We start from the raw sequence: 21,205 nt of genomic DNA on the forward strand, positions 1-21,205 counted from the left end.
GCCGGGCCAGCTCCACGGCACGCTGCCGGAACTCGGCCGGGTGTGGTGCGGGCATGCCAGACATCCTTCCTCGTGACCAACGGTCACCTCAGGTCAGGTGTCCGGATCAGGGGGCCAAGCTCAGCGTACGTGGCGAACCCGCCTCCTGGACGGAGGGCGCGGGGAATCGACCGTGGCCAAGGCGTACCGGTTGCTCCGGTCGATCCTGAACACGGCGGTGGATGACGGCATGATCAAGCGGAATCCGTGCCGGATCAAGGGTGCGGACCGGGTGGACACGCCGGAACGCCCGTTCGCCACCGTGACCCAGGTCTATGCACTGGCGAAGCTCGTGCCGGCGCGGTACCGGGTGCTGATCCTCACGGCAGCGTTCACCGGTCTGCGGTGGAGCGAGCTGGTGGGGCTTCGTCGGTCGGACATCGACCTGGACGCGGCGACGGTCCGGGTGCCGCGTCGGGTGGCCGAGCTGGACGACGGATCGATGGACGAGGGTTCCACGAAGTCCTCGGCCGGCAAGCGCACGGTGGCGTTGCCACTGCTGGTTATGCCGGAGCTGCGTCGGCACCTAGCCGACTTCGTGGCTCCGGAAGGGGACGCCCTGGTGTTCACCAGCCCGGAAGGCACGGGCCTGCGTCGCGGGAACTTCCGGCGCTCCGCGAAGTGGGACGAGAACAAGCGCAAGGCTGGGCTACCGGAGGACTTCCACTTTCACGACCTGCGGCACACCGGCAACCAGCTTGCAGCGGAGGCCGGGGCCAGCACGAAGGAGTTGATGCACCGGATGGGGCACTCCACCGTGCGGGCCGCGCTGGTGTACCAGCACGCGACGAACAAGCGCGACCGGTACATCGCGGCGGAGATGAGCCGCCAGGCCAAGGCCGCGCTGGACAAGAAGAAGGGCGGCCGGCGCGGCAAGGGCTAATCGCACGCTAATCGCACGGGATCGGCGGCGGGGCCGGTCCAAGATCGGCCACAACCCCTCTGACCTGGGGTGCCCTCGGTAGGACTCGAACCTACGACACCCGATTTAGGAGATCGGTGCTCTATCCCCTGAGCTACGAGGGCGTGGGCGGAACGCCGGAGCGCCTGCCCGCAGTCAAGGGTATCTGGGGCGGTGGCGAAGGACGAACCGGGATCCGGCGGCCGGCTGGAGCAGCCGGGCGGGGCTGATCGGCGGGCATCGCAACATCGGTGGTCCGACCCACGATGGCATGCGAGGCGGCTCGGACGCGGACGCCACGACGCCGGGGGAGAGGTGGGCGATGGGCACGGACCCGTGGGCGCGGGCCAGACCGCAGCGCATGCGGCGCCTTCGGGGATGGTGGCGGCGCCGGCGGATGGACCGGGACGCGTGGATCGACCAGCCGCTCGGCGCCGAGGCGCTGGACGCGGAGCCGCCCGTCGCGCCGGAGCGGCCGGCCAGACCGACCGTCGTGGCCTCCGGAACGACCACGTTCAGCGTGTCGCTGCCCAGCTCGCTGGCGGGGCTCACGTTCGAGGCGCAGTTCACGGCGGACTGGGCGGAGGAGGACGGCGGCGGCCTCGGCCATCCCGATCCGGAGGCGGTGGTGCGGCACGCGGTGTGCGAGCGGGCCAGCCGGATCACCGCGCGGGCCTCGGTGACCGAGTACCAGCGGGTGCTCGACGAGCTGAACACGAGGCTCGGGTTCGCCGCGGAGGTGGAGGGCACCCGGCTGCGGGTGCGGTCGGTGCGCACCCGGCTGTCCGTGCATCCGGACCAGCTCGCGCTCGCCCAGCGGTTCGCCGAGGTGCAGCGGGCAAGGTCGGTGCGGGACGTGGAGCGGCGACTGGAGTTGGACGAGCTGCGCCACCTGCGCGACACGCTGCTCGCCGACCCGAGCAATGCGACCGTGTGGTGGTTCCGCCGTCACCAGGACGAGCCGGAGCGGATCCCGGAGATGGCTGAGCACTTCCACCGGGCGGCCGCGGCGATCGACGCGTCCCGCCGGCAGGCCGGCGAGCAGGTCGCGGCGGTGCTGGACGAGCTGCTTCGGGACACCGGGCGGGACGGCCCGTGGCAGCTTCTTCCGGTGCTACGGCACGCTCTGGACCGCCTCGGCCGACCCGACCTCGCCGCGCAGTTACCCCGCGCCGCGGAACGGTCGGAACCGGCCGAGGACGGGCGGGACGGCGCGGGCGGCCGGCACCGGGTGACCGACCAGGGTGCGCCCGAGGACGCGGAAGCCACGGAGCCGCGCGAAGCACCGGCGGAGGGTACGGGAGAGCCGAGCGCGGGCACGGGACAGTCGGGGGAGGTCGCGGAACCCTCCGGGGAGGGCACGGGGCAACCGGGGGAGACGGCTGGCTGAGGGTGCGTCCGGCGGGCCGGGCGTGCGGGGCCGGCCCACCGGACGCGGTCGGTGGCTGGCGCGGGGGCCGGATCGGTGCGGCCGCCGCGATGGCGGGTCGGCGACGGGCCCGGTGCGCCAGCAGGAGTGGCCCGGTCAGGGCCGGTGTGCGGGGAACTGCACGACCTGCTGGTAGGTCGGCCGGTTCTGCCAGCCGATGGTGCCGTCCGTGATGCCGCCGAGCGGCCGCTGGATGATGGCGTCGGCGCACCACTGGTCGCCGGCGGCGCAGTCGGCGTCGCCGGGGTAGACCTGGTTGGCCGGCTCGGCCGCGGCCTGCCGCAACGTGTCCAGCAGCATCTGCCGGCACGCGGCCAGGTCGCCACCACCGCAGAACGGCCGGTCGAAGCCGCCCGGTACGCGCTCACCGAGCACCGCGCGCAGATCCTTGTCCACATAGGACCACCAGCCGAACTGGAACGACGATCCCTTGTGCGGCTGGGTCTCGTTGACGTTCACCGAGTCGCCCGCCGGGCCGGTCTGCCCACCGGACGGCGACTCGTTGATCTGCAGCACGGACAGCATCGCGGCGAACGCGTCGTCGCCCATGCCCGGCCGGAACTCCGCCGCCACCAGAAGCGGCCACCAGGCGTCCATCGTCCGGATCGCATCGGCGTCCAGATAGGAGTGGCCGCCGGCGGCCGCGGCCCTACGGTGCGCGCCGGAGCGCTGCCAGCCCGTCAGCTCGCGGACCACGGCGGCCAGCTTCGGGTCGGTGACCGGCGCGCTGCCGATCACGCGGAGCAGCTCCGGCAGCACGTCCTCGCCGCGCAGGTCCACGTTGGCCGCGTCCTCCATGGCACGGGTGAGCGCCGCCCGGGTCACCGGCCGCCCGCTCGCCACCAGAGCCCTCACCCGGTCGTCGAGCAGGTTCACCCGGTGCACCGGCCCGTTGCCGTAGCCGGCCGAGGCGTAGTCCAGCGCCTGCTTGTTGTTCCAGCTCACGTAGTAGTCCTGGTTCATCGAGTTCGGGTGGGCCGACGCCGGCGTGCCGGTGGCGGTGTTCGTCGCGGGGTCCCAGCCGCGCCACTCGTACGCCGGCTCCGCCCTGGTGGGCAGGTTGGGGTCGGCGCCGGGCGCGCGCACCGGGTTGGCGCCGGAGTTGAAGTACGCGGTGTCCCGGGAGTCCACGTAGAACCAGTTGAACGTGTAGCCGATGTCCGCCGCGGCGCGCTGGAAGTCCCGGGCGGAGCGCACGAAGCTGGGATCGTTGAGTTCCTGGAAGCCGATCGCCGAGTCCGCCTCGTGCTGGTAAGTGGAGCGCAGGCTGGTGAACGCGACCGGCTTGCCGGCCACGGTTCCGCGGGAGGCCACCAGGCCGTACCGGGTGCGCTCGACGATCAGTTTGTACGAGCCGGGCGGAGTCTGGTCGGCCACCGTCGGCTGCCAGGCGTCGTCGCGTTCCAGGTGCTCCATGGGCAGGCACTCGCCGTGGAACAGGTAGTGCTCGGAGTCCCTGGTGGCCGGTGCGCCACCGGGTTCGCACAGCGGGACGGCGAACGTGTCGGTGATGTCCTGGGCGGCGGTGGTCGCGCTCCACGCGTAGTCCTGGCCGCGGCCCAGCTGCACGTACATGCTGGTGCCGGCGAACGCGACGCCGCGGGCGCTGATGCCGGGTCCCTGCAACTCCTCCAGCATCAGCAACTGCGGGGCGAAGTACCCGGTCTGCGGGCCGAACACGGCAACCGGGTGGCCCGTGTCGCTGTGCGCGGCCGAGACCACCAGCGCGTTGGACATCCCGTGCTTCGGGTTGTCCAGCAGGTGGGCGGGGAGCACGCCGCCGTTGAAGATGCCGCGGGCCGCGTCCAGGCCGCTGCCGCGCGCGCCCTTCGGCACCGCCGGCGCCCTCGCGCCACTGGCGGCGGAGCCGGTCGGGTCGTAGACGATCGGTTGCGGGGTCACCGATCCCGGGTCGGGCATGGCCACGCCCGGCGCGCCGGCGGGCGCGTCCCCGTACGGGAAGCGCTGGCCGTCGTGCAGGGTGAGCACCGCCTCGGGGTCGTTGCGCTCCCGGAACGCCTGCCACAGCCGGTCGCCCTCCTCCGGCCCGTACCTGGCGTCGAGGGCCAGCTTGGCCAGGGCGGACTGCACCTCGCCGCCGCCTCCGGTGCCGAACAGCGCGCCGACCACCGAGGCGATCGCGATGGTGTCGGTGACGGTGAAGTGCTCCGGCCCACCGGCGTTGGTGATCGCGTCGGCGTGCCCGGTGAGCACGTACTCGCCCGGAAAGTCGCGGTCGGAGTGGGACCGGTCGATGTAGGCGTTGATCCCGTCAACGTAGGCGGTGACGTCGGCGAGCAACTGCTGCCCGCGCGGCCCGGACCGGGCCAGCCGGTCGACCTGGGCCCGCAGGTCGGCCTCGGTGTACGGTGCCTGCCGCCAGAACGCCTGCTCGAGTTCCCGGTTGGCCGGGGCCCCGCCGGCGAAGGCGCTCAGCTCGCCGCGGCCGACGTGCCGGAACACGTCCATCAGCCACAGCCGATCGTTGGCGGCCGCGTACCCGGCGCCGAACTCGGTGCCGTACCGGGTGGTGCCGGTGATGTGCGGCACGCCGAACGACCTGTCCCGCACGATGGTCACGTCGGGCCGGGGCCGGGTGACACTCTCCACCGCCTCGGCCGGGACGCCGAAGGAGGCGTCGCCGAAGAACCGGGCGAGCTGGTCGTCGGTCAGGCCGCCGTAGTGGTAGAGCAGCTGGTCGTAGCGGCCGAGCTGGTCGTCGGTGTGCGGCGGGCGGGTGCCGAGCAGCCGGTTGCCGATGATGTCGACGAGCGTGGCGTTGCCGTTCTCGCCGGGCGGGAGCACGTCCCGGCACTGGCCGGCGCAGTAGTCGGGCGGGGCCGCGGAGGACGCGGACGCCGGTGACTCGGCGAGCCCCAGCACCGCGCCGGTGGTGAGTGCCACGGATAACGCCACGACGGCACGGGGCCGGGGGCCGCGGATGGACGCCATCATCGGTTCTCCTCTTCGAGAGCCTGCGGCTGCGCCTGTGGCGAAGGTTACTTGCCGGTAGTGTTACGCGAAAGCCCTTCACCTTTCACAGTCACTCGAATGGTCTAAGGCTGGCGGGGGCCGTTCCCGACCCCCGGACGGGGACGAACGGGTGCGCCCGCCGGCTCCGGTCGGGCGTGAATCGAGCGCCATTCGACGGAACGAAAGTGGGCAAACTGTCAACAGTTACCCTTCCCGCGTTCCCGGTACCCCTGTTGGGCAAATGTTCGCCCGAGTGGTGAGATAACACCGCGATAACCCGCATACGCGTGTGAGTGCGCGATGCTGGTTCCGGGGCAAAAGCTCAACGCCGAATCGGGGAGGGCGTCGTGATCAAGGTGATCCTGGCCGACGACGAGGACCTGGTCCGTTCCGGGCTGCGCATGATTCTCGGCAGCGCAGGGGACATCGAGGTGGTCGCGGAATGCGACGACGGCCACCTGGTCGCCGAGCTGGCCCGCCAGCACCGGCCGCACGTCGCGCTGCTGGACATCCGGATGAGGTCGTTCGACGGCCTGGCCGCGCTGCGCCGGCTGCGCGCGCTGCCCGAGCCGCCCCGGGTGGCCATGCTGACCACGTTCGACGTTGACGAGTACGTCAGCGAGGCGCTCCGGCTGGGCGCCAGCGGCTTCCTGCTCAAGGACACCGAGCCGGAACAGTTGGTGCGCGCCGTGCGGGACCTGGCGGCGGGCGGTGCGGTACTCGATCCGGGCGTGGCGGCGAGGGTGCTTGCCGCGGTCGCCGACGGGGAACGCGCCGCCGAACCGGCCCGCCGGTTGCTCGCCTCCCTCTCCGACCGGGAGCGCGAGGTCCTCACGCTGATCGGGCAGGGCATGTCCAACGCGGAGATCGGCGCGTCGCTGCACCTTTCCGAGGCGACGGTGAAGGGATACGTGTCCTCGGTGCTGGGCAAGATCGGCGCGGTGAACCGGGTGCAGGCCGCTCTGGTCGCGTTTCGGGGCGGGCTGATCGCCTGACGAAAGGAAACCGGCCGCCGACCGCGACAGCACCGGGAACGCCCGACCAATCCGGAGTTCGGGAAATGCCGCCATCTGCTCGAGTGAAAACGGCCGAACGGGCTAGCGAGCGTCGGCGGTGCCTTCAGCGGCCGGAGGCGAGTTCGGTTTCGGGGACCGGCGGATGCACCTCGACGCGGTTCCGGCCGCCCCGCTTCGCCCGGTACAGCGCGATGTCCGCGGCGGCGAACAGCTTGTCCAGCGACCCGGGACCGGCGGCCACGCCGATGCTCACCGTGGGCCGGCGGGTGCCGCCGAGCATGATCGTCCAGTCGTGCTCGTCGACCGCCGCGCGGATCCGCTCGGCCACCGCGGGCCCGGCGTGCCGGTCGTCGCTGGTGTCGCCGAGCAGCACCACGAACTCGTCCCCGGCCCAGCGGGCGACCAGGTCGTCGGCCCGGCACTCGCGGCGCAGCAGCTTCGCGATCTCCCGCAGCGCGGCATCCCCGGCCGCGTGCCCGGCCACGTCGTTGACGCCCTTGAACCAGTCGACGTCCACCAGCACCAGCCACGGCACCCGGCCGCGCCCCACGGTGCGCGCCAGCAGGCCGGGCGCGGTGCGTTCCAGCCCGAGCCGGTTGGCCAGCCCGGTGAGCGGGTCCCGGGCTGCGGCTTCCTGCGCCTCCATCGCCAGCCGCTGCGCCTGCACCGCGATCCGCCGCTGCTCCAGCGCCTGCCCCAACCCCTCCTGCAGGGTCTCCACGGCCTTGGTGGTGGCGGTGACGCTGCGCCGCAGTGCGGTGGACTCGCCGACCGCGTCACCCATCTCCACGCACACGTCCGCGAGGTCCAGGGAGAACCGAAGCAGCAGCGCGGTGTCGTTGATCCGCTCCGCCTCGGTGACGGCGCGGCTGGCCAGCGTCCGGGACCGGACCAGGTCGCCCCGGGCCCGGCAGACCACGCTGAGCACCCAGTTCCCCACCGAGACCGCCCACCGGTCGCCGGCCTCCATGCCCAGCCGCATCGTGCGGTTGGCCATCTCCTCGGCGGCGTCCAACTCACCCAGCCCGGCGAGTGACCGGCTCAGCGCGCCGAGCAGGCCCCGGTAGACGAAGCCGGCGTTGACCAGCGTCCGCCCCTCCTCCAGGTACGCCCTGGCCTCCCGGAAGATCGGTTCCGCGGCGCTCACCGGGCCGTCCATCGCGCGGAAGTTCAACGTGCCGCCGAGCCGTTGCAGCGCGCCGGCCAGCACGTCCGGGTCGCCGGCGCGGCGGGCCACCTTCACCGCCAGGCGCAGCAGGTCCAGCGCGGCCCTGCGGTGCCCGATGCCCTCCAGCAGGTAGCCCAGCGAGGCGAGGGTGTGCGCGGCGGCCGGGCTGGTGGGCAGTTCGGAGTCCAGGTCGGTCCAGCCCTCGGCGGCCAGTTCCAGGGCAAGCGGGATGCGGCCCAGCCGCCAGGCCAGGATGGCCCGGTTGACCAGCACCGCGGAGCGCTGCCACCGGTCCGCGCCCGGCGGGGTCTTCGCCACCACCTGGTCGAAGAGCGTGTTGGCCTCCGGCAGGCGGCCGGCGTTGAGCAGTGACCGCACCACCTGGTCCTGCTGCGGGATGGGCCCCGCCACCGGCCGGTTGTCCTGCTCCACTCCGCCTCGACACTCCCCAGTCGCTCGCCGCGCCGACGCGTTGCGCCACGTCCGCCCGGCTGGCCTCAGGCTACCGGGAGGTTCGCTGGCTGTACCGTTCCTGGTGCAGCACGTCATCAAGGGGTAGACGGCTGCGCCAGCCGTGGCGTTCCAAATCGGGCGTGTCTGGCAGGTTACGCACCGGGCCGACACACAGCCAGGCCACCGGACGCACCCGCCCCGGAATGCCGAGCAGGTGGCGCAGGAAGTCCTCCCGGTAGAAGCTCACCCACCCGACACCGAGTCCCTCGGCGGTGGCGGCCAGCCACAGGTTCTGGATGGCCAGGCACACCGAGTACAGCCCGGCGTCGGCGATCGCGTGCCGGCCCAGCACGGCCGGCGACCCGCGCTCCGGGTCGTAGGTGACGACGATGCCGAGGCTGGACTCCAGCACGCCCTCGATCTTGATGCGGGAGAACACCTCGGCGCGCTCCCCGTCGAGCTGGGCGGCGAAGACGCTGCGCTCGGCGTGCACGTGGTCGCGGAAGGCCCGTCTGGTCGACTCGTCGCGCACCACCACGAAGTCCCACGGCTGGGACAGCCCGACGCTGGGCGCCGCGTGCGCCGCCGCGAGCACCCTGCGCAGCACCGCTTCCGGCACGGGCTCCCCGGTGAATTCGGCCCGGGTGTCCCGCCGCCGGTGCATCACGTCGTACAGGCCGGGGCCGCCGCGGGGAGATTCCTGGGCGGCCGGGTTCGTCGAGGGATGTTGGGCACTGGTCACCCAACCGATACTGCCTCAGCCGATCGGGGGAGCGCGCGGTGCCCGTGGCCCGCGCCACCCGGTTAGGGTCCCGGGCAGATCGCCAGCAGCGTTCACGCGGGAGAGTGGGATGACCGACAGCAATGCTCCGCGGACCGCCGCGGTGATCGGCGGCGGCACCATGGGCGCGGGCATCGCGCACGTGCTGCTCGCCGCCGGCGCACGGGTCACCGTCGCCGAGGTCTCCGCGGACGCCGCGGCGAAGGCCCGGGACGCGGTGGCCAACTCGCTGGCCAAGGCCGCCGACCGCGGGAAGCTCGCCGCCACGCCGAACGACCTGCTCGCCGCGCTGTCCGTGGTGGACACCCTGGCCGATCTGCCACCGGGAGCGGAGCTGGTGGTGGAGGCGGTGCCGGAGGACGCCGCGCTGAAGCGCCGGGTACTGGCCGCCGCCGCGGGCGCCTGCCCGGACGCCGTGCTGGCCTCCAACACCTCGTCGCTGTCGGTCGGCGCGCTCGCCGAGGGGCTGCCCGGGGAACGGGTGCTCGGCATGCACTTTTTCAACCCGGTGCCGGTGCAGCCGCTGGTGGAGGTGGTGCGGCACGGCGGGGTGGCCGACGACCTCGTGGCGCGGGCCGCCGGCTGGGCGGAGGCGCTGGGCAAGACGGTGATCGTGGTCCGCGACTCGCCCGGTTTCGCCACCTCCCGGCTGGGCGTCGCGGTCGGCCTGGAGGCGATCCGGATGGTGCAGGAGGGCGTCGCCTCGGCCGAGGACATCGACACCGGGATGCGGCTGGGCTACGGCTGGCCGATGGGGCCGCTGCGGCTCACCGACCTGGTCGGCCTGGACGTGCGGTTGGCCATCGCCGAGCACTTGGAGCGGGAACTCGGACCCCGGTTCGCGCCGCCGCAACTATTGCGGGACAAGGTGGGCCGGGACGAACTGGGCCGCAAGACGGGCCGCGGCTTCTTCGACTGGAGCTGAACGCTCCCGGCGACCGGTGTGGACCTGGGCCGGCGACCGGGGCGCGCTCTACCCGCGGCCTCGGTCGGCGGCCTCGGCATACCTCACGGTGTTGGTTTGGCCCCTTCTCAGGCGCCTCTCAGGCCAGCGGGGAACACTGAAGGCCATGCGCATCCTCGTAGTCGACGACGACCGGGCCGTCCGGGAGTCGCTGCGGCGCTCCCTGCAGTTCAACGGCTACCAGGTCGAGCTGGCCGGCGACGGGCGCCAGGCCCTGGAGGCCGTGGCCGCCCAGCGTCCCGACGCGATGGTGCTCGACGTGATGATGCCCCGGCTGGACGGGCTGGAGGTGTGCCGGCGGCTCCGCGGCACCGGGGACGATCTCCCGATCCTGGTGCTCACCGCGCGCGACGCGGTGTCCGACCGGGTGGCCGGCCTGGACGCCGGCGCGGACGACTACCTGCCCAAGCCGTTCGCCCTGGAGGAGTTGCTGGCCCGGCTGCGCGCGCTGCTGCGCAGGGCGGCCGCCGAGCGGGAGGCGGAGAATGGCCACGTCCCGCAGCCGCTGCGGTTCGCCGACCTGGTGCTGGACCCAGGCACCCGGGAGGTGCGCCGGGGCGAGCGGTCGATCAGCCTGACCCGCACCGAGTTCACCCTGCTCGAGCTGCTGATGGCGCACCCGAGGCAGGTGCTCACCCGCAGCCGCATCCTCGAGGACGTCTGGGGCTACGACTTTCCCACCTCGGGCAACGCTCTGGAGGTCTACGTCGGCTACCTGCGCCGCAAGACCGAGGCCGGTGGTGAGCCGCGCCTGATCCACACCGTGCGCGGGGTGGGCTACGTGCTTCGGGAGACGCCTCCGTGACCATTGGGCCCCAGCGACCACCGCGGCCCGCAGCAGCACCACAGTGGACACATCGGGACGGTGGGTGGCTCGGCGGCCGCATGTCGCTGCGCGCCAGGGTCACCCTGCTCGCGGCGATCTGCGTCGCCGGCGCGGTGGCCCTGGTGTCGCTGGCCGCGTTCGTCACGGTGAGCACCAACCTCTACCGCCAGCTCGACGAGAACCTGCTGGTCCGGGCGCAGAACGTGGTGCACAGCCCGACGGTGCTGGTGCGCGGCCAGGAGACCATCCCAGCCGGGGTGCTGGCGTCGCTAGGCACCCAGATCGACGTGATCGACGGCAACGGCGAGTCCCAGCTCGGCATCCGCACCGAGCGCCCGCCGATCGGCGAGGACGAGGAGGCGGTCGCGCAGACCGGGGTGGGGCCGCACTTCCGCACCGACTCGCGCGCCGACTACCGCGTGCTGGCCGTGCCCTACCCGTTGCAGCCGGGGACCGCGCTGGTGATCGCGCAGTCCATGGCGCCCACCAAGGCGACCCTGGCCCGGCTGGGCCTGGTGCTGATCGTGGTGTCCGGCGCGGGGGTGCTGCTCGCCGCGGCCGCCGGCACCGCGGTGGCCCAGGGCGGCCTGCGGCCCGTGCAGCGGTTGACCCGGGCGACCAGCCGGATCGCCCGCACCGGGGACCTGCGCCCGATCCCGGTCTCCGGCGACGACGAGTTGGCCCGGCTGACGCAGAGCTTCAACGCGATGCTCGCCGCGCTGGCCGAGTCCCAGGAGCGGCAGCGCCGGCTGGTCGCCGACGCCGGGCACGAGCTGCGCACTCCGCTCACCTCCATGCGCACCAACCTGGAGCTGCTGCTGGCTTCCGAGAAACCGGGCGCCCCCAAACTGTCCGAAGAGGACCGCAAGGAGATCTACGACGACGTGCGTGCGCAGCTTGACGAGCTGACCGCGCTGATCGGCGACCTGGTCGAGTTGGCACGGGAGGACGTGCCGCAGGCGGTGCACGAGCCGGTGGAACTGGTCGAGGTGGTGGAGCGGGCGCTGTCCCGGGCGCGGCGGCGGGCGTCCTCCTCGGACGTCGAGTTCGACGTGCGGCTGTTCCCATGGAACCTGCTCGGTGACGCCAACGCGCTGGAGCGGGCGGTGCTCAACCTGCTGGACAACGCGGTCAAGTGGAGCCCGCCGGGCGGGGTGGTCCGGGTGGAGATGCGCCAGGTCGGGGACGGTTCGGTGGTGCTGGAGGTGGCCGACGCCGGGCCGGGCATCGCGGACGCCGACCTGCCGCACGTGTTCGACCGGTTCTACCGGTCCTCGGAGGCCCGCACGCTGCCCGGCTCCGGGCTGGGCCTGTCCATCGTCAAGCAGGCGGCCGAGCGGCACGGCGGCAGCGCCCACGCGGGCCGTGCCCCGGAGGGCGGCGCGCTGCTCGCCCTCCACCTGCCCGGCCATCCCGGCTGACGGCTATCCCTTGGTGGCGGCGAGGGGCAGCCCGCCCACGCCGGGAACGAGGATCTGGAGGCAACACCGCCCGTGGTTCCTTCTGGGATGATCTGTGCGGTGTTGTGTGAGTATGGCGGCGAAGTCCGTCACAATGTGACCGCCACCACGCCACCAGACAAGGCTCGGACGCCCCATTCGCTGAGCGGAATACCGGCCGTCCGGTGCTCGCCCGGTGGCCAACCCGACTCCGATAGCAAACAGCGACCAACACACTCTCGTGTTTGGTTGTGTTGACAGTGTGGTGCCGGATGGTCGAGGCTTCGGGTGTGCGTGACTGGCCCTTGGCGATGCCCGGACCGGGCTGGGGCGGGGACTATAACCCCGAGCAGTGGCCGGAGGACGTCTGGATCGACGACATCCGGCTGATGCGCCGTGCCGGCGTCAACCTGGCCACCGTGGGCGTGTTCTCCTGGGCGCTGATCGAGGTGGCGGAGGGCCGCTTCGAGTTCGGCTGGCTGGACCGGGTGCTGGACCTGCTGCACGACGGTGGCGTGCGGGTGGACCTGGCCACCGCGACCGCCGCGCCGCCGCCGTGGCTGACCGCCCGCCGCCCCGAGGTGCTGCCGGTGCGCGCGGACGGCGCGCGGCTGTGGCCGGGTTCCCGGCAGTCCTACTGCCCCACCTCGACGGTGTACCGGGACAAGGCGGTGGGGCTGGCCCGCCGCATCGCCGAGCACTACCGCGACCACCCCGCGCTGGCCTGCTGGCACGTCGGCAACGAGTACGGCTGCCACGTGCCCCGCTGCTACTGCGACCGCTGCACGGTGGCGTTCCGCGAGTGGCTACGTGCCCGCTACGGCGACGACCTGAAGGCGCTCAACGAGGCGTGGGCCACCGCGTTCTGGAGCCAGCACTACACGTCCTGGTCGCAGGTGCTCACCCCGCGGATCACGCCGGCCTTCCACAACCCCGGCCTGCTGCTGGACTTCGACCGGTTCGGCTCGGACGCGCTGCTGGCGCTGTTCCGCGCCGAGCGCGACGCACTCCGCGATGTCACCCCGGACGTGCCGGTGACCACCAACTTCATGGTCATGCGCGGCTTCTCCGCGGTGGACTACTGGTCGTGGGCGCGCGAGGTGGACTTCGTCTCGGTGGACCACTACCCGACCGCGGAGGACCCGGAGCGGCACATCGAGTTGGCGTTCTCCGCCGACCTGGCCCGCGGGCTGGCCGGCGGGCGGCCGTGGCTGCTGATGGAGCACGCTCCCTCGGCGGTCAACTGGCAGCCGCGCAATATCGCCAAGCGGCCGGGTGAGCTGCGCCGCAACGCCTTCCAGCATCTCGCCCGGGGCGCCGACGGCACGCTGTTCTTCCAGTGGCGGGCGTCCCGGGCGGGTGCGGAACGCTTCCACTCGGCGATGGTGCCGCACGCCGGGGAGGACACCAAGATCTTCCGCGAGGTCTGCCGGGTCGGCGCGGAGTACCGCAAACTCGGCGAGCTACTTGGGTCCGCAGTGGACGCCTCCGTGGCGATGGTGTTCGACTGGCCGTCCTGGTGGGCGCTGCAGCAGCCCAGCCTGCCCACCGCGGACCTGGACTACCGGGAGCACGCGCTCGCCCTCTACCGGGCGCTGTGGCAGGCCGGAATCACCGTCGACTTCGTGCCGCCCTCGGCGGAGCTGTCCGGCTACCGGCTGGTGCTGCTGCCCGCGCTGCACCTGGTGTCCGATATGGACGCGCGGCGGATCGACAACTACGTGCTCGGCGGCGGGCACGCGCTGGTGACCTGCTTCTCCGGGATCGCCGACGAGCGCGGGCAGGTGCGGCTGGGCGGCTACCCCGGGGCGTTCCGCGACCTGCTCGGCGTGCGCACCGAGGAGTTCTTCCCGCTCGGCGCCGGCGAGCGGGTCACCCTGGACGACGGCGGCACCGCCACGGTGTGGACCGAACTGCTGCACCCGGACGGCGCCGAGGTGCTGGCCAGCTACACCGACGGCGCGCTGGCCGGGATGCCGGCGGTCACCCGGCACGCCCGCGGCTCCGGGCTGGCCTGGTACCTGGCCTGTGGCCTGGACGAGGCCGGCCTGCGCCGGCTGCTCGCCCGGGTCTGTGGCGCGGCCCGGGTGTGGCCGGCGGTGCCCGCCCCGCCCGGCGTGGAGGTGGTCCGGCGCCGCGCACCGGACGCCGACGTATCGTGGCTGACGGTGATCAACCACACGGACCGGGACGCGCGGCTGCCCGCCCGCGGCGTCGACCTGCTCACCGGGACCGAGATCCGTGACGAGGCCACCGTGCCGGCCGGCGGGTGCGTCGTGATCCGGGAAACCCCGGCGGGCGCGGCCCGCGCGGCGGATCGGGATCGTGGGCGCGTGAACTCGCGAAAGGAATACTGATGCTCGCTCGGCAGCGCCAGGCGGTGATCCTGGAGGAGGTGCGGCGCACCGGCGCGGTGCGGGTCAGCGACCTCGTGGTCCGGCTCGGCGTGTCCGACATGACGGTGCGCCGCGACCTGGACGTACTGGCCAGCCGCGGCCTGGTGGAGAAGGTCTACGGCGGGGCCACGGCGGTCAGCGGCCGGAGCACCGACGAGCCGGGCTTCGAGGCCAAGTCGGTGCGCCAGCTCGCGGAGAAGGAGTCGATCGCCCGGGTGGCCGCCGGGCTGGTCCGGCCGGGCACCGCGATCGGGCTGTCCGCGGGCACCACCACCTGGACGGTGGCCCGGTTCCTGGACGACGTGCCCGACCTGACCGTGGTCACCAACTCCATCCGGGTCGCCGACGTGCTGCAGCAGAGCGGTCGCACCGACCGCACGGTGGTGCTCACCGGCGGCGTGCGCACCCCGTCCGACGCGCTGGTCGGCCCGGTCGCCGTGCAGACGCTCCGCTCGCTGCACCTCGACGTGGTGTTCCTCGGCGTGCACGGGATGACCCAGCGCGCCGGGTTCACCACGCCGAACCTCAACGAGAGCGAGACCGACCGCGCCCTGGTCGACGCGGCCAGCCGGGTCGTCGTGGTCGCCGACCACACCAAGTGGGGCACCGTGGGCATCTCCACCATCGCCGACCTCGACGAGGCGGACGTGCTGGTCACCGACGACCGGATCGCCGAGGAGGGTCGGGAGGTCCTCGCCGAGCACGTCGGCGAACTGCTGGTCGCGGAGGCGACGCCGAAGGCGCCCGAGCGGGGAGTGGGAGCGTGAGGCGCACCGTCAACCACCTCGCCGACGGTCGCGAGATCATCTACTTCGACGACACCTCGGACGCGCCGCCGCGCACCGCCAAGGACACCCGGGACCTGCCCATTCCCGAGCACCGCTCGGAGATCCGCCGCGATCCGCTGACCGGTGAGTGGGTGGCCATGGCCGCGCACCGGCAGACCCGCACCTACAAGCCGCCCGCCGACCTGTGCCCGCTGTGCCCGAGCAGCCCCGGCCGGCCCACCGAGATCCCCGAGCCCGGCTACGACGTGGTGGTCTTCGAGAACCGGTTCCCGTCGTTCGCGATGAGCGTGCCGGACGTGCCGCCAACCGTCGACGGCGTGCCGATGGCCGCCCGGGCCGCCGGCCGCGCCCGCTGCGAGGTGGTCTGCTTCACCTCCGCGCACACCACCTCCTTCGGTGAGCTGGCGCCGAGCCGGGTGCGCACCGTGGTGGACGCGTGGGCGGACCGCACCGAGGCGCTCGGCGCGCTGCCCGGCATCGAGCAGGTCTTCCCGTTCGAGAACCGCGGCGAGGAGATCGGCGTCACCCTGCACCACCCGCACGGCCAGATCTACGGCTACCCGTTCGTCACCCCGCGCACCGCCCGGATGCTGGAGACCGCGCGGGCCTACCGGGACGAGCACGGCCGGCACGTGCTGGGCGACCTGCTCGCCGCCGAGCGCGCCGCCGGCACCCGGTTGGTGGCCACCTCGACACACTGGACGGCGTTCGTGCCGCCGGCCGCGCGCTGGCCGGTCGAGGTGCACGTGGCGCCGCACCGGCAGGTGCCCGACCTGCCCGCGCTGAGCGACGCCGAGCGGGACGACTTCGCCCACCTCTACCTGGAGGTGCTGCGCCGGCTGGACGGGTTGTACGGGCGCCCGCTGCCGTACGTCGCCGGCTGGCACCAGGCCCCCGTCCGCCACGACCGCGACCTGGCCTGGCTGCACCTCGAGGTGTTCTCCGTGCTGCGCACCGCGGACAAGCTCAAGTACCTGGCCGGCTCCGAGTCCGGCATGGCGGTGTGGATCAACGACGTCACCCCGGAGCAGATCGCCGAGAAGCTGCGGGCCAGCGGTCGCGGCCCCGCCGACCGGCGTTCCGGCTGACCACCGCCGTCCGGGCGACCGGCACGGGTGAGTGGCGCGTTGCCCGCCGGGGCGGGACCCTGGCTGCGGCATGCTTGGCGCCCGAGGGTCCGATCCACATCGGAACCCCAGCACCATCTCAGCAGCCTCTCAGGCGAAGGAAGCACAGTAGGAGCCATGACCGAGAACAGTCCGGGCGCTGGCGGCGGCCACCCGGAGCGGCCGCAGCAGGCAGGCGAAGGCCAGGAACCCCAGACCACCTCCGAGGGCACCGGGACCGACTCCGGCGCGACCAGCCCGTGGGCGTCCGGTCCCGGCGCCGGCACTCCGCCCGGCTCGGCGTACGGCGCAGCCTCCGCCTCATCGGCCGCCCCGGCGCCGTCCCCCGGCGAGCCACCCGCCGGCGCGGCCTCCAGCGCCTCCTCGGACGCCCCGCAGGGCGTTTCCTCGGCGCAACCGGCCGGAGGCGCACCGCAGGGCGAGCACAACCCGTGGCAGTCCGCGCCCTACGGCGGCTTCCCACAGTACGGGGCGCAGCAGATGCCGCCGGGGCCCCCTGGTGGCCCGACCACGCTGGCCATGCCCGGCCAGCCGCCGGGCGGCCCGTCGCGCCGCGGCCTCGGCGTCCGCCGCTCGGTCGCCGGGGTCGCACTGCTCGCGCTCGTGGTCGGCGGGCTGGCCGGGGTCGGCGGGGGCTACCTTGGCTACCGGATGGCGGAGCAGAGCACCGCGGTCAACGCGCTGGACCGGCCACTGCCGGCGAAGCAGACGAGCAACGCCCCGGCCGGTTCGGTGGAGCAGGTGGCGCAGAAGGTGCTGCCCAGCGTGGTGCAGTTGCAGGTGCGGGGTGGCACCGAGGCCGGTGAGGGTTCCGGCATCGTGCTCAGCTCCGACGGCCTCATCCTCACCAACAACCACGTCGTCGAGGTCGCCGCGAACGGTGGCCAGATCCAGGCGGTGTTCCAGGACGGCCGGCAGGCCGCCGCGCAGGTCGTCGGCCGCGACCCCACGTCCGACCTGGCCGTGGTGAAGGCGCAGAACGTCACCGGGCTGACCCCGGCCGATCTGGGCCGCTCCGACGACCTCAGGGTCGGCCAGCAGGTCGTGGCGATCGGCTCGCCGTTCGACCTCAACGGCACGGTCACCTCGGGCATCGTCAGCGCGCTGAACCGGCCGGTACGGGCCGGTGGGGAGACCGGCAACCAGGCCACGGTGCTGGACGCCATCCAGACCGACGCCGCGATCAACCCGGGCAACTCCGGCGGGCCGCTGGTCAACATGCAGGGCCAGGTGATCGGCATCAACTCGGCGATCTACAGCCCCAACCAGGGCGGGTTGGGCGGCCAGTCGCAGGCCGGGTCGGTGGGCATCGGCTTCGCCATCCCGATCAACCAGGCCAGGCGGATCGCCGACGAGTTGGCCAAGGGCGGCAGCGCCACGCAGACCGTGCTCGGCGTGAGCGTGCAGGACGACCCGTCCGGCAACGGCGCATCGGTCAACAACGTCACCCCGGGCGGCGCCGCGGACAAGGCCGGGATCAAGGCCGGTGACGTGATCATCAAGCTGGACGACCGGCGCATCCCCGACTCGGACGCCCTGGTCGCCGCGGTCCGCTCGCACAACCCCGGCGACACGGTCACCCTGACCCTCGCTGGCGGTGGCACCAAGCAGGTCACCCTCGGCGGCCAGCCGGTGGGCGGCCGCTAGGTCCGAAGCAATCCCCTCAGGGCCGGGTCCGGAGTGGACCGTTCCCCGGGCCCGGCCCGCCTCTCGTCGTGAGCGCAACGACGCGTTGCCGCCGGTCAGTCCTCTGTGGTCAGTGGCAGGGCCGCCGCCTTGCTGGGGGCGGAGTGCGCGCGCAGTGGGCCGACGGCCCGGGCGAACCGGCTTTCGGGCACCAGATCCGCGACCCGCAACGCGTCCCCGACAGTGTCCACATCGGACAACGTGGGCAGTGTGCCGACGTGGAGTCCCCGGCCGCGCAGGGCGTCCAGGGTCCGCGCTCCGGTCTCCGCAGTGGACATCGGCACCTCGCGCAGCGCCTCGGCGGCGCGGGGGTCGCGCAGTCCGAGCGCCCACCAGCCGCCGTCCTCGGCCGGGCCGAGCACCGCGTCGGCCGCGTCCGTGCGCAGCCGCGTCCCGGCCGCGGCGAGCAGGCCCGGAGTCACCTGCGGGGTGTCCATGCCGATCTGCAGCACGGGCAGCCCCGGGCACAGCGCGGCGGCGTCGGCGTGCGCGGCGGCCAGCCGCGCGGCGAAGTCGGCGCCGCGCTGCGGGATCATCCGGGTCCGGGCGAGCAGCGGCCGTAGCTCGGCGAACTGGGCCGCGCCGGGCAGGTCACCGGTCAGCGCCACCACCGGCACCGCGCTCGGCACGGCCAGCACCGCGTCCAGCGTGTCCAGCAGGGCGGCCGCGGCCACCTCGGCCGCCTGCTCCGGGCTGGCCGGCGGGCACAGCCGGGTCTTGGCCAGCCCCGGCACCGGCGCCTTGGCCACCACCAGCAGGCACAGCCCGGTCATCGCGAGCCCCCGGGCCGGGTGGTGGCCAGCACCGCCGTCATGTCCCGGACGGCGCGCAGCGTGCCGCGCACCGAGCCGGACACCTTGGACCGGGTGCCCGCCGCCCTCGGCCGGTAGGCGACGTCCACCTCGACCACCCGCCAGCCGGCCGCGGCGGCGCGGATGAGCACCTCCAGCGGGTAGCCGAAGGCGCGGTCGACCACGCCCAGCGCGAGCAGGTCGTCCCGCCGGAACGCGCGCACCGGGCCGATGTCCCGCACCGGTAGCCCGCGCCGCCGAAGCCGCGCGGCCAGCACCGTGTTGCCCGCGCGGGCGTGCCACGGCCAGGTGTGGCGGTGCACCGGCACCCGCCGGCCCACGGCCAGGTCCGCCCGCCCGGCCCGCACCGGCGCGACCAGGTCGGGCAGCGCGGCCGGGTCCAGCGAACCGTCCGCGTCGAGTACGCACACCACGTCGGCGCTGGCGTGCCGGACCCCGGCGTGCACCGCGGCGCCGTAGCCGCGTCTCGGCTCGTGGACCACCACCGCCCCGCACCCGGCGGCCACCTCGGCGGAGCCGTCCCGCGAGCCGTTGTCCACCACCAGGGCGCGGTAGCCGGGCGGCAACGCGCGCAGCACCCCGGGCAGTGCCGCCGCTTCGTCCAGGCAGGGCAGTACCACGTCGATCACATCGCTCGCCGCTCCGTCCGGAACGCGCGCCGCGATCGCGTCGCCGGGGCGCGGCCGGGTGTGGGCGTGCCGGTCGCCCGGCTGCCCGCGATCCCCGGGGTTTCGACCCGGCGCGTTCGCGTGCTCGCCGTCGCGGGTCCGTCCGGTTCTGGAGCTGTATGTCACCCGGCCGACGCTAGGTCCATGGTGGACGGTGCAGAAGCATTGCGGTGCTTACCGATTCATGACGTCCCCGAAGGTGTTACGGAGTTCTGACGGATCGCGTCGGCGGCGCGCCGCGGCGCTGGCGTGCCCCTACTGTGGGCCGGTGGTCCAGCACACCGCCGCCCACCCCGAGGTTGCCCGGAGCGCCGTTCGGCCGCTCCGGTGGGACCTGGTCGCCGTGTCCGCCGCGGCTGGCCTCGTCACCGCCGCCGCGGTGGTCGGGGTGTGGCTCGACCGGCTGCCCGGGCACCTGGTCTTCGCCGCCGCACCACCGCTGTTCGCCTCCTGGCTGCCGCACACCGGGCCGGGTACCCCAGCGGCCGTGCTGCTGGCGCTCGCCGTGGTGGCGCGCGGGCCGGAGTTGGCGGACCGGCTGCCCTGGCGGCGTGCGCTGCTCGCCGGGTACTCCGCCGCGGTGGCGTGGACGTTCGCGCTCGCCCTGGTGGACGGCTGGCAGCGCGGGCTGGCCGCCCGGCTCACCTCCGGCCACGAGTACCTGCACGAAGTCCCCGGGGTCACCGACATCGGCGCGATGCTGCACGGGTTCACCGCCCGGATCCTCGACTTCCAGCCGGACTCGTGGACCACGCACGTCGCCGGCCATCCACCGGGGGCGCTGCTGGTGTTCGTCTGGCTGGACCGGATCGGGCTGGCCGGCGGCGGCTGGGCGGCGGTCACCTGCGTGCTGGTCGGCTGCCTCGCCGCGGTGGCCGTGCCGGTGACGCTGCGCGCGGCCGGCGCCGAGCCGGTGGCGAGGGCCGCGCTGCCGTTCGCCGTGCTGTTCCCCGGCGCGGTGTGGGTCGGCGCGTCCGCCGACGGGCTGTTCACCGGGGTCACCGCGACCGGCGTGGCGCTGCTCGCCGTGGGCGCCCGCGCGGCGGGGCCGGAGCGGGTGGTGCCGGCCTGCCTGGCCGGCGGCGCGCTGCTCGGCTTCGGCGCGTTCCTGTCCTACGGCCTGGTGTTGCTGGCCGCGGTGGCGCTGGTGGTGCCGCTGCTGCTGCGGCACGCCTGGGCCGCCGGCCTGGCCGCGGCGGGCGCGCTCGCGGTGGTGGCCGCGTTCGCCCTGGCAGGGTTCTGGTGGCCAGACGGCTACCACCTGGTGGTGCGGCGGTACTACCAGGGGATCGGCGCCGAGCGCTGGTACGCCTACTGGGTGTGGGCGGACCTGGCCGCGCTCGCCGTGGCCGTCGGGCCGGCCGCGGTCGCCGGGCTGCGCCGGGCCGCCGCGCTGGCCCGGGGGTACCGGCCGGGCCACGCCGGCGGCGGCCGGTCGGCGGTGGTCCCGCTGGCCGGCGCGGCCGCGCTCGCGGTGCTCGCGGCCGACCTGTCCGGGCTGAGCAAGGCCGAGGTGGAGCGAATCTGGCTACCGTTTGCGGTGTGGCTGGTCTCGGCCGCGGCGCTGCTGCCCTCGGCGTCACGCCGGTGGTGGCTGGCCGGGCAGGCGGCCACCGCGCTGGCAGTGAACCACCTGCTGCTGACGAACTGGTGACCCGGAACCGGGGCGGAATCGGAATGACAGGTCAGGCCGCGGCACACGAGACGGCCACAGCGCGCGAACTCGCGGAAGTTGGAAT

Annotated in this window: 16 protein-coding genes and 1 tRNA gene; 11 read left to right on the forward strand and 6 right to left on the reverse strand. The window is 73.8% G+C overall.

Features of this window, described 5'->3' with window-relative positions:
- Positions 1–172 precede the first annotated feature (172 nt).
- Entirely contained in the window at positions 173–922 is a 750-nt protein-coding gene (locus FFT21_RS25215) for a tyrosine-type recombinase/integrase (RefSeq protein WP_225978746.1), read from the forward strand.
- 70 nt (positions 923–992) lie between these two features.
- Here FFT21_RS25215 and FFT21_RS25220 read toward each other — a convergent pair.
- A tRNA-Arg gene (locus FFT21_RS25220) sits at positions 993–1,065 on the reverse strand.
- Positions 1,066–1,262: 197 nt separating this feature from the next.
- Between FFT21_RS25220 and FFT21_RS25225 the strand changes: the two genes are divergently transcribed.
- Positions 1,263–2,330, forward strand: a complete 1,068-nt coding sequence (locus tag FFT21_RS25225) for a hypothetical protein (protein ID WP_137816419.1) — start codon at positions 1,263–1,265, stop codon at positions 2,328–2,330.
- Between the two features lie 135 nt (positions 2,331–2,465).
- Here FFT21_RS25225 and FFT21_RS25230 read toward each other — a convergent pair whose 3' ends face one another.
- Complete coding sequence (locus FFT21_RS25230; RefSeq protein WP_225978747.1) at positions 2,466–5,324, reverse strand: penicillin acylase family protein; 2,859 nt, start codon at positions 5,322–5,324, stop codon at positions 2,466–2,468.
- A gap of 365 nt (positions 5,325–5,689) precedes the next feature.
- Between FFT21_RS25230 and FFT21_RS25235 the strand changes: the two genes are divergently transcribed.
- A complete protein-coding gene (locus FFT21_RS25235; protein WP_137816420.1) occupies positions 5,690–6,337 on the forward strand; it encodes a response regulator in 648 nt (215 codons plus the stop codon).
- A 124-nt stretch (positions 6,338–6,461) separates the two neighbouring features.
- On the opposite strand, the gene FFT21_RS25240 is transcribed toward FFT21_RS25235, so the two are convergent.
- Positions 6,462–7,958 carry a tetratricopeptide repeat-containing diguanylate cyclase gene (locus FFT21_RS25240; RefSeq protein ID WP_225978748.1) on the reverse strand — a complete coding sequence of 499 codons (1,497 nt, stop codon included), beginning with the start codon at positions 7,956–7,958 and terminating at the stop codon, positions 6,462–6,464.
- A 70-nt stretch (positions 7,959–8,028) separates the two neighbouring features.
- Positions 8,029–8,643: a 5,6-dimethylbenzimidazole synthase gene (bluB, locus tag FFT21_RS25245; protein ID WP_192909738.1), complete on the reverse strand. Its 615-nt coding sequence runs from the start codon at positions 8,641–8,643 to the stop codon at positions 8,029–8,031.
- A gap of 187 nt (positions 8,644–8,830) precedes the next feature.
- Between bluB and FFT21_RS25250 the strand changes: the two genes are divergently transcribed.
- From FFT21_RS25250 to FFT21_RS25280, 7 genes are all read left to right on the forward strand, one after another.
- Positions 8,831–9,685, forward strand: a complete 855-nt coding sequence (locus tag FFT21_RS25250) for a 3-hydroxyacyl-CoA dehydrogenase family protein (RefSeq protein ID WP_137816423.1) — start codon at positions 8,831–8,833, stop codon at positions 9,683–9,685.
- 145 nt (positions 9,686–9,830) lie between these two features.
- Positions 9,831–10,529, forward strand: coding sequence for a response regulator transcription factor (locus FFT21_RS25255; RefSeq protein ID WP_137816424.1), 699 nt, complete (start codon positions 9,831–9,833; stop codon positions 10,527–10,529).
- Between the two features lie 80 nt (positions 10,530–10,609).
- Positions 10,610–11,971 carry a HAMP domain-containing sensor histidine kinase gene (locus FFT21_RS25260; RefSeq protein WP_137816440.1) on the forward strand — a complete coding sequence of 454 codons (1,362 nt, stop codon included), beginning with the start codon at positions 10,610–10,612 and terminating at the stop codon, positions 11,969–11,971.
- 308 nt (positions 11,972–12,279) lie between these two features.
- A complete protein-coding gene (locus FFT21_RS25265) occupies positions 12,280–14,346 on the forward strand; it encodes a beta-galactosidase (protein WP_225978749.1) in 2,067 nt (688 codons plus the stop codon).
- A complete protein-coding gene (locus tag FFT21_RS25270) occupies positions 14,346–15,152 on the forward strand; it encodes a DeoR/GlpR family DNA-binding transcription regulator (protein ID WP_137816425.1) in 807 nt (268 codons plus the stop codon). Before FFT21_RS25265 ends, FFT21_RS25270 begins: the two co-directional genes overlap by 1 nt.
- Positions 15,149–16,261, forward strand: coding sequence for a galactose-1-phosphate uridylyltransferase (gene galT / locus FFT21_RS25275; RefSeq protein ID WP_137816426.1), 1,113 nt, complete (start codon positions 15,149–15,151; stop codon positions 16,259–16,261). Before FFT21_RS25270 ends, galT begins: the two co-directional genes overlap by 4 nt.
- A gap of 156 nt (positions 16,262–16,417) precedes the next feature.
- On the forward strand, positions 16,418–17,947 hold the full coding sequence (locus tag FFT21_RS25280) for a S1C family serine protease (RefSeq protein WP_137816427.1): 1,530 nt from the start codon (positions 16,418–16,420) through the stop codon (positions 17,945–17,947).
- A gap of 95 nt (positions 17,948–18,042) precedes the next feature.
- On the opposite strand, the gene FFT21_RS25285 is transcribed toward FFT21_RS25280, so the two are convergent.
- Complete coding sequence (locus FFT21_RS25285; protein WP_137816428.1) at positions 18,043–18,759, reverse strand: TIGR04282 family arsenosugar biosynthesis glycosyltransferase; 717 nt, start codon at positions 18,757–18,759, stop codon at positions 18,043–18,045.
- Positions 18,756–19,424 carry a glycosyltransferase family 2 protein gene (locus tag FFT21_RS25290; protein WP_137816442.1) on the reverse strand — a complete coding sequence of 223 codons (669 nt, stop codon included), beginning with the start codon at positions 19,422–19,424 and terminating at the stop codon, positions 18,756–18,758. Before FFT21_RS25290 ends, FFT21_RS25285 begins: the two co-directional genes overlap by 4 nt.
- Before the next feature lie 310 nt (positions 19,425–19,734).
- Here FFT21_RS25290 and FFT21_RS25295 point away from each other — a divergent pair, with 310 nt between their 5' ends.
- Positions 19,735–21,120 carry a hypothetical protein gene (locus tag FFT21_RS25295; RefSeq protein WP_371856861.1) on the forward strand — a complete coding sequence of 462 codons (1,386 nt, stop codon included), beginning with the start codon at positions 19,735–19,737 and terminating at the stop codon, positions 21,118–21,120.
- Positions 21,121–21,205: the final 85 nt, after the last annotated feature.

This window comes from Gandjariella thermophila, from assembly GCF_005405885.1.
Taxonomy (GTDB): Bacteria; Actinomycetota; Actinomycetes; order Mycobacteriales; family Pseudonocardiaceae; genus Gandjariella; species Gandjariella thermophila.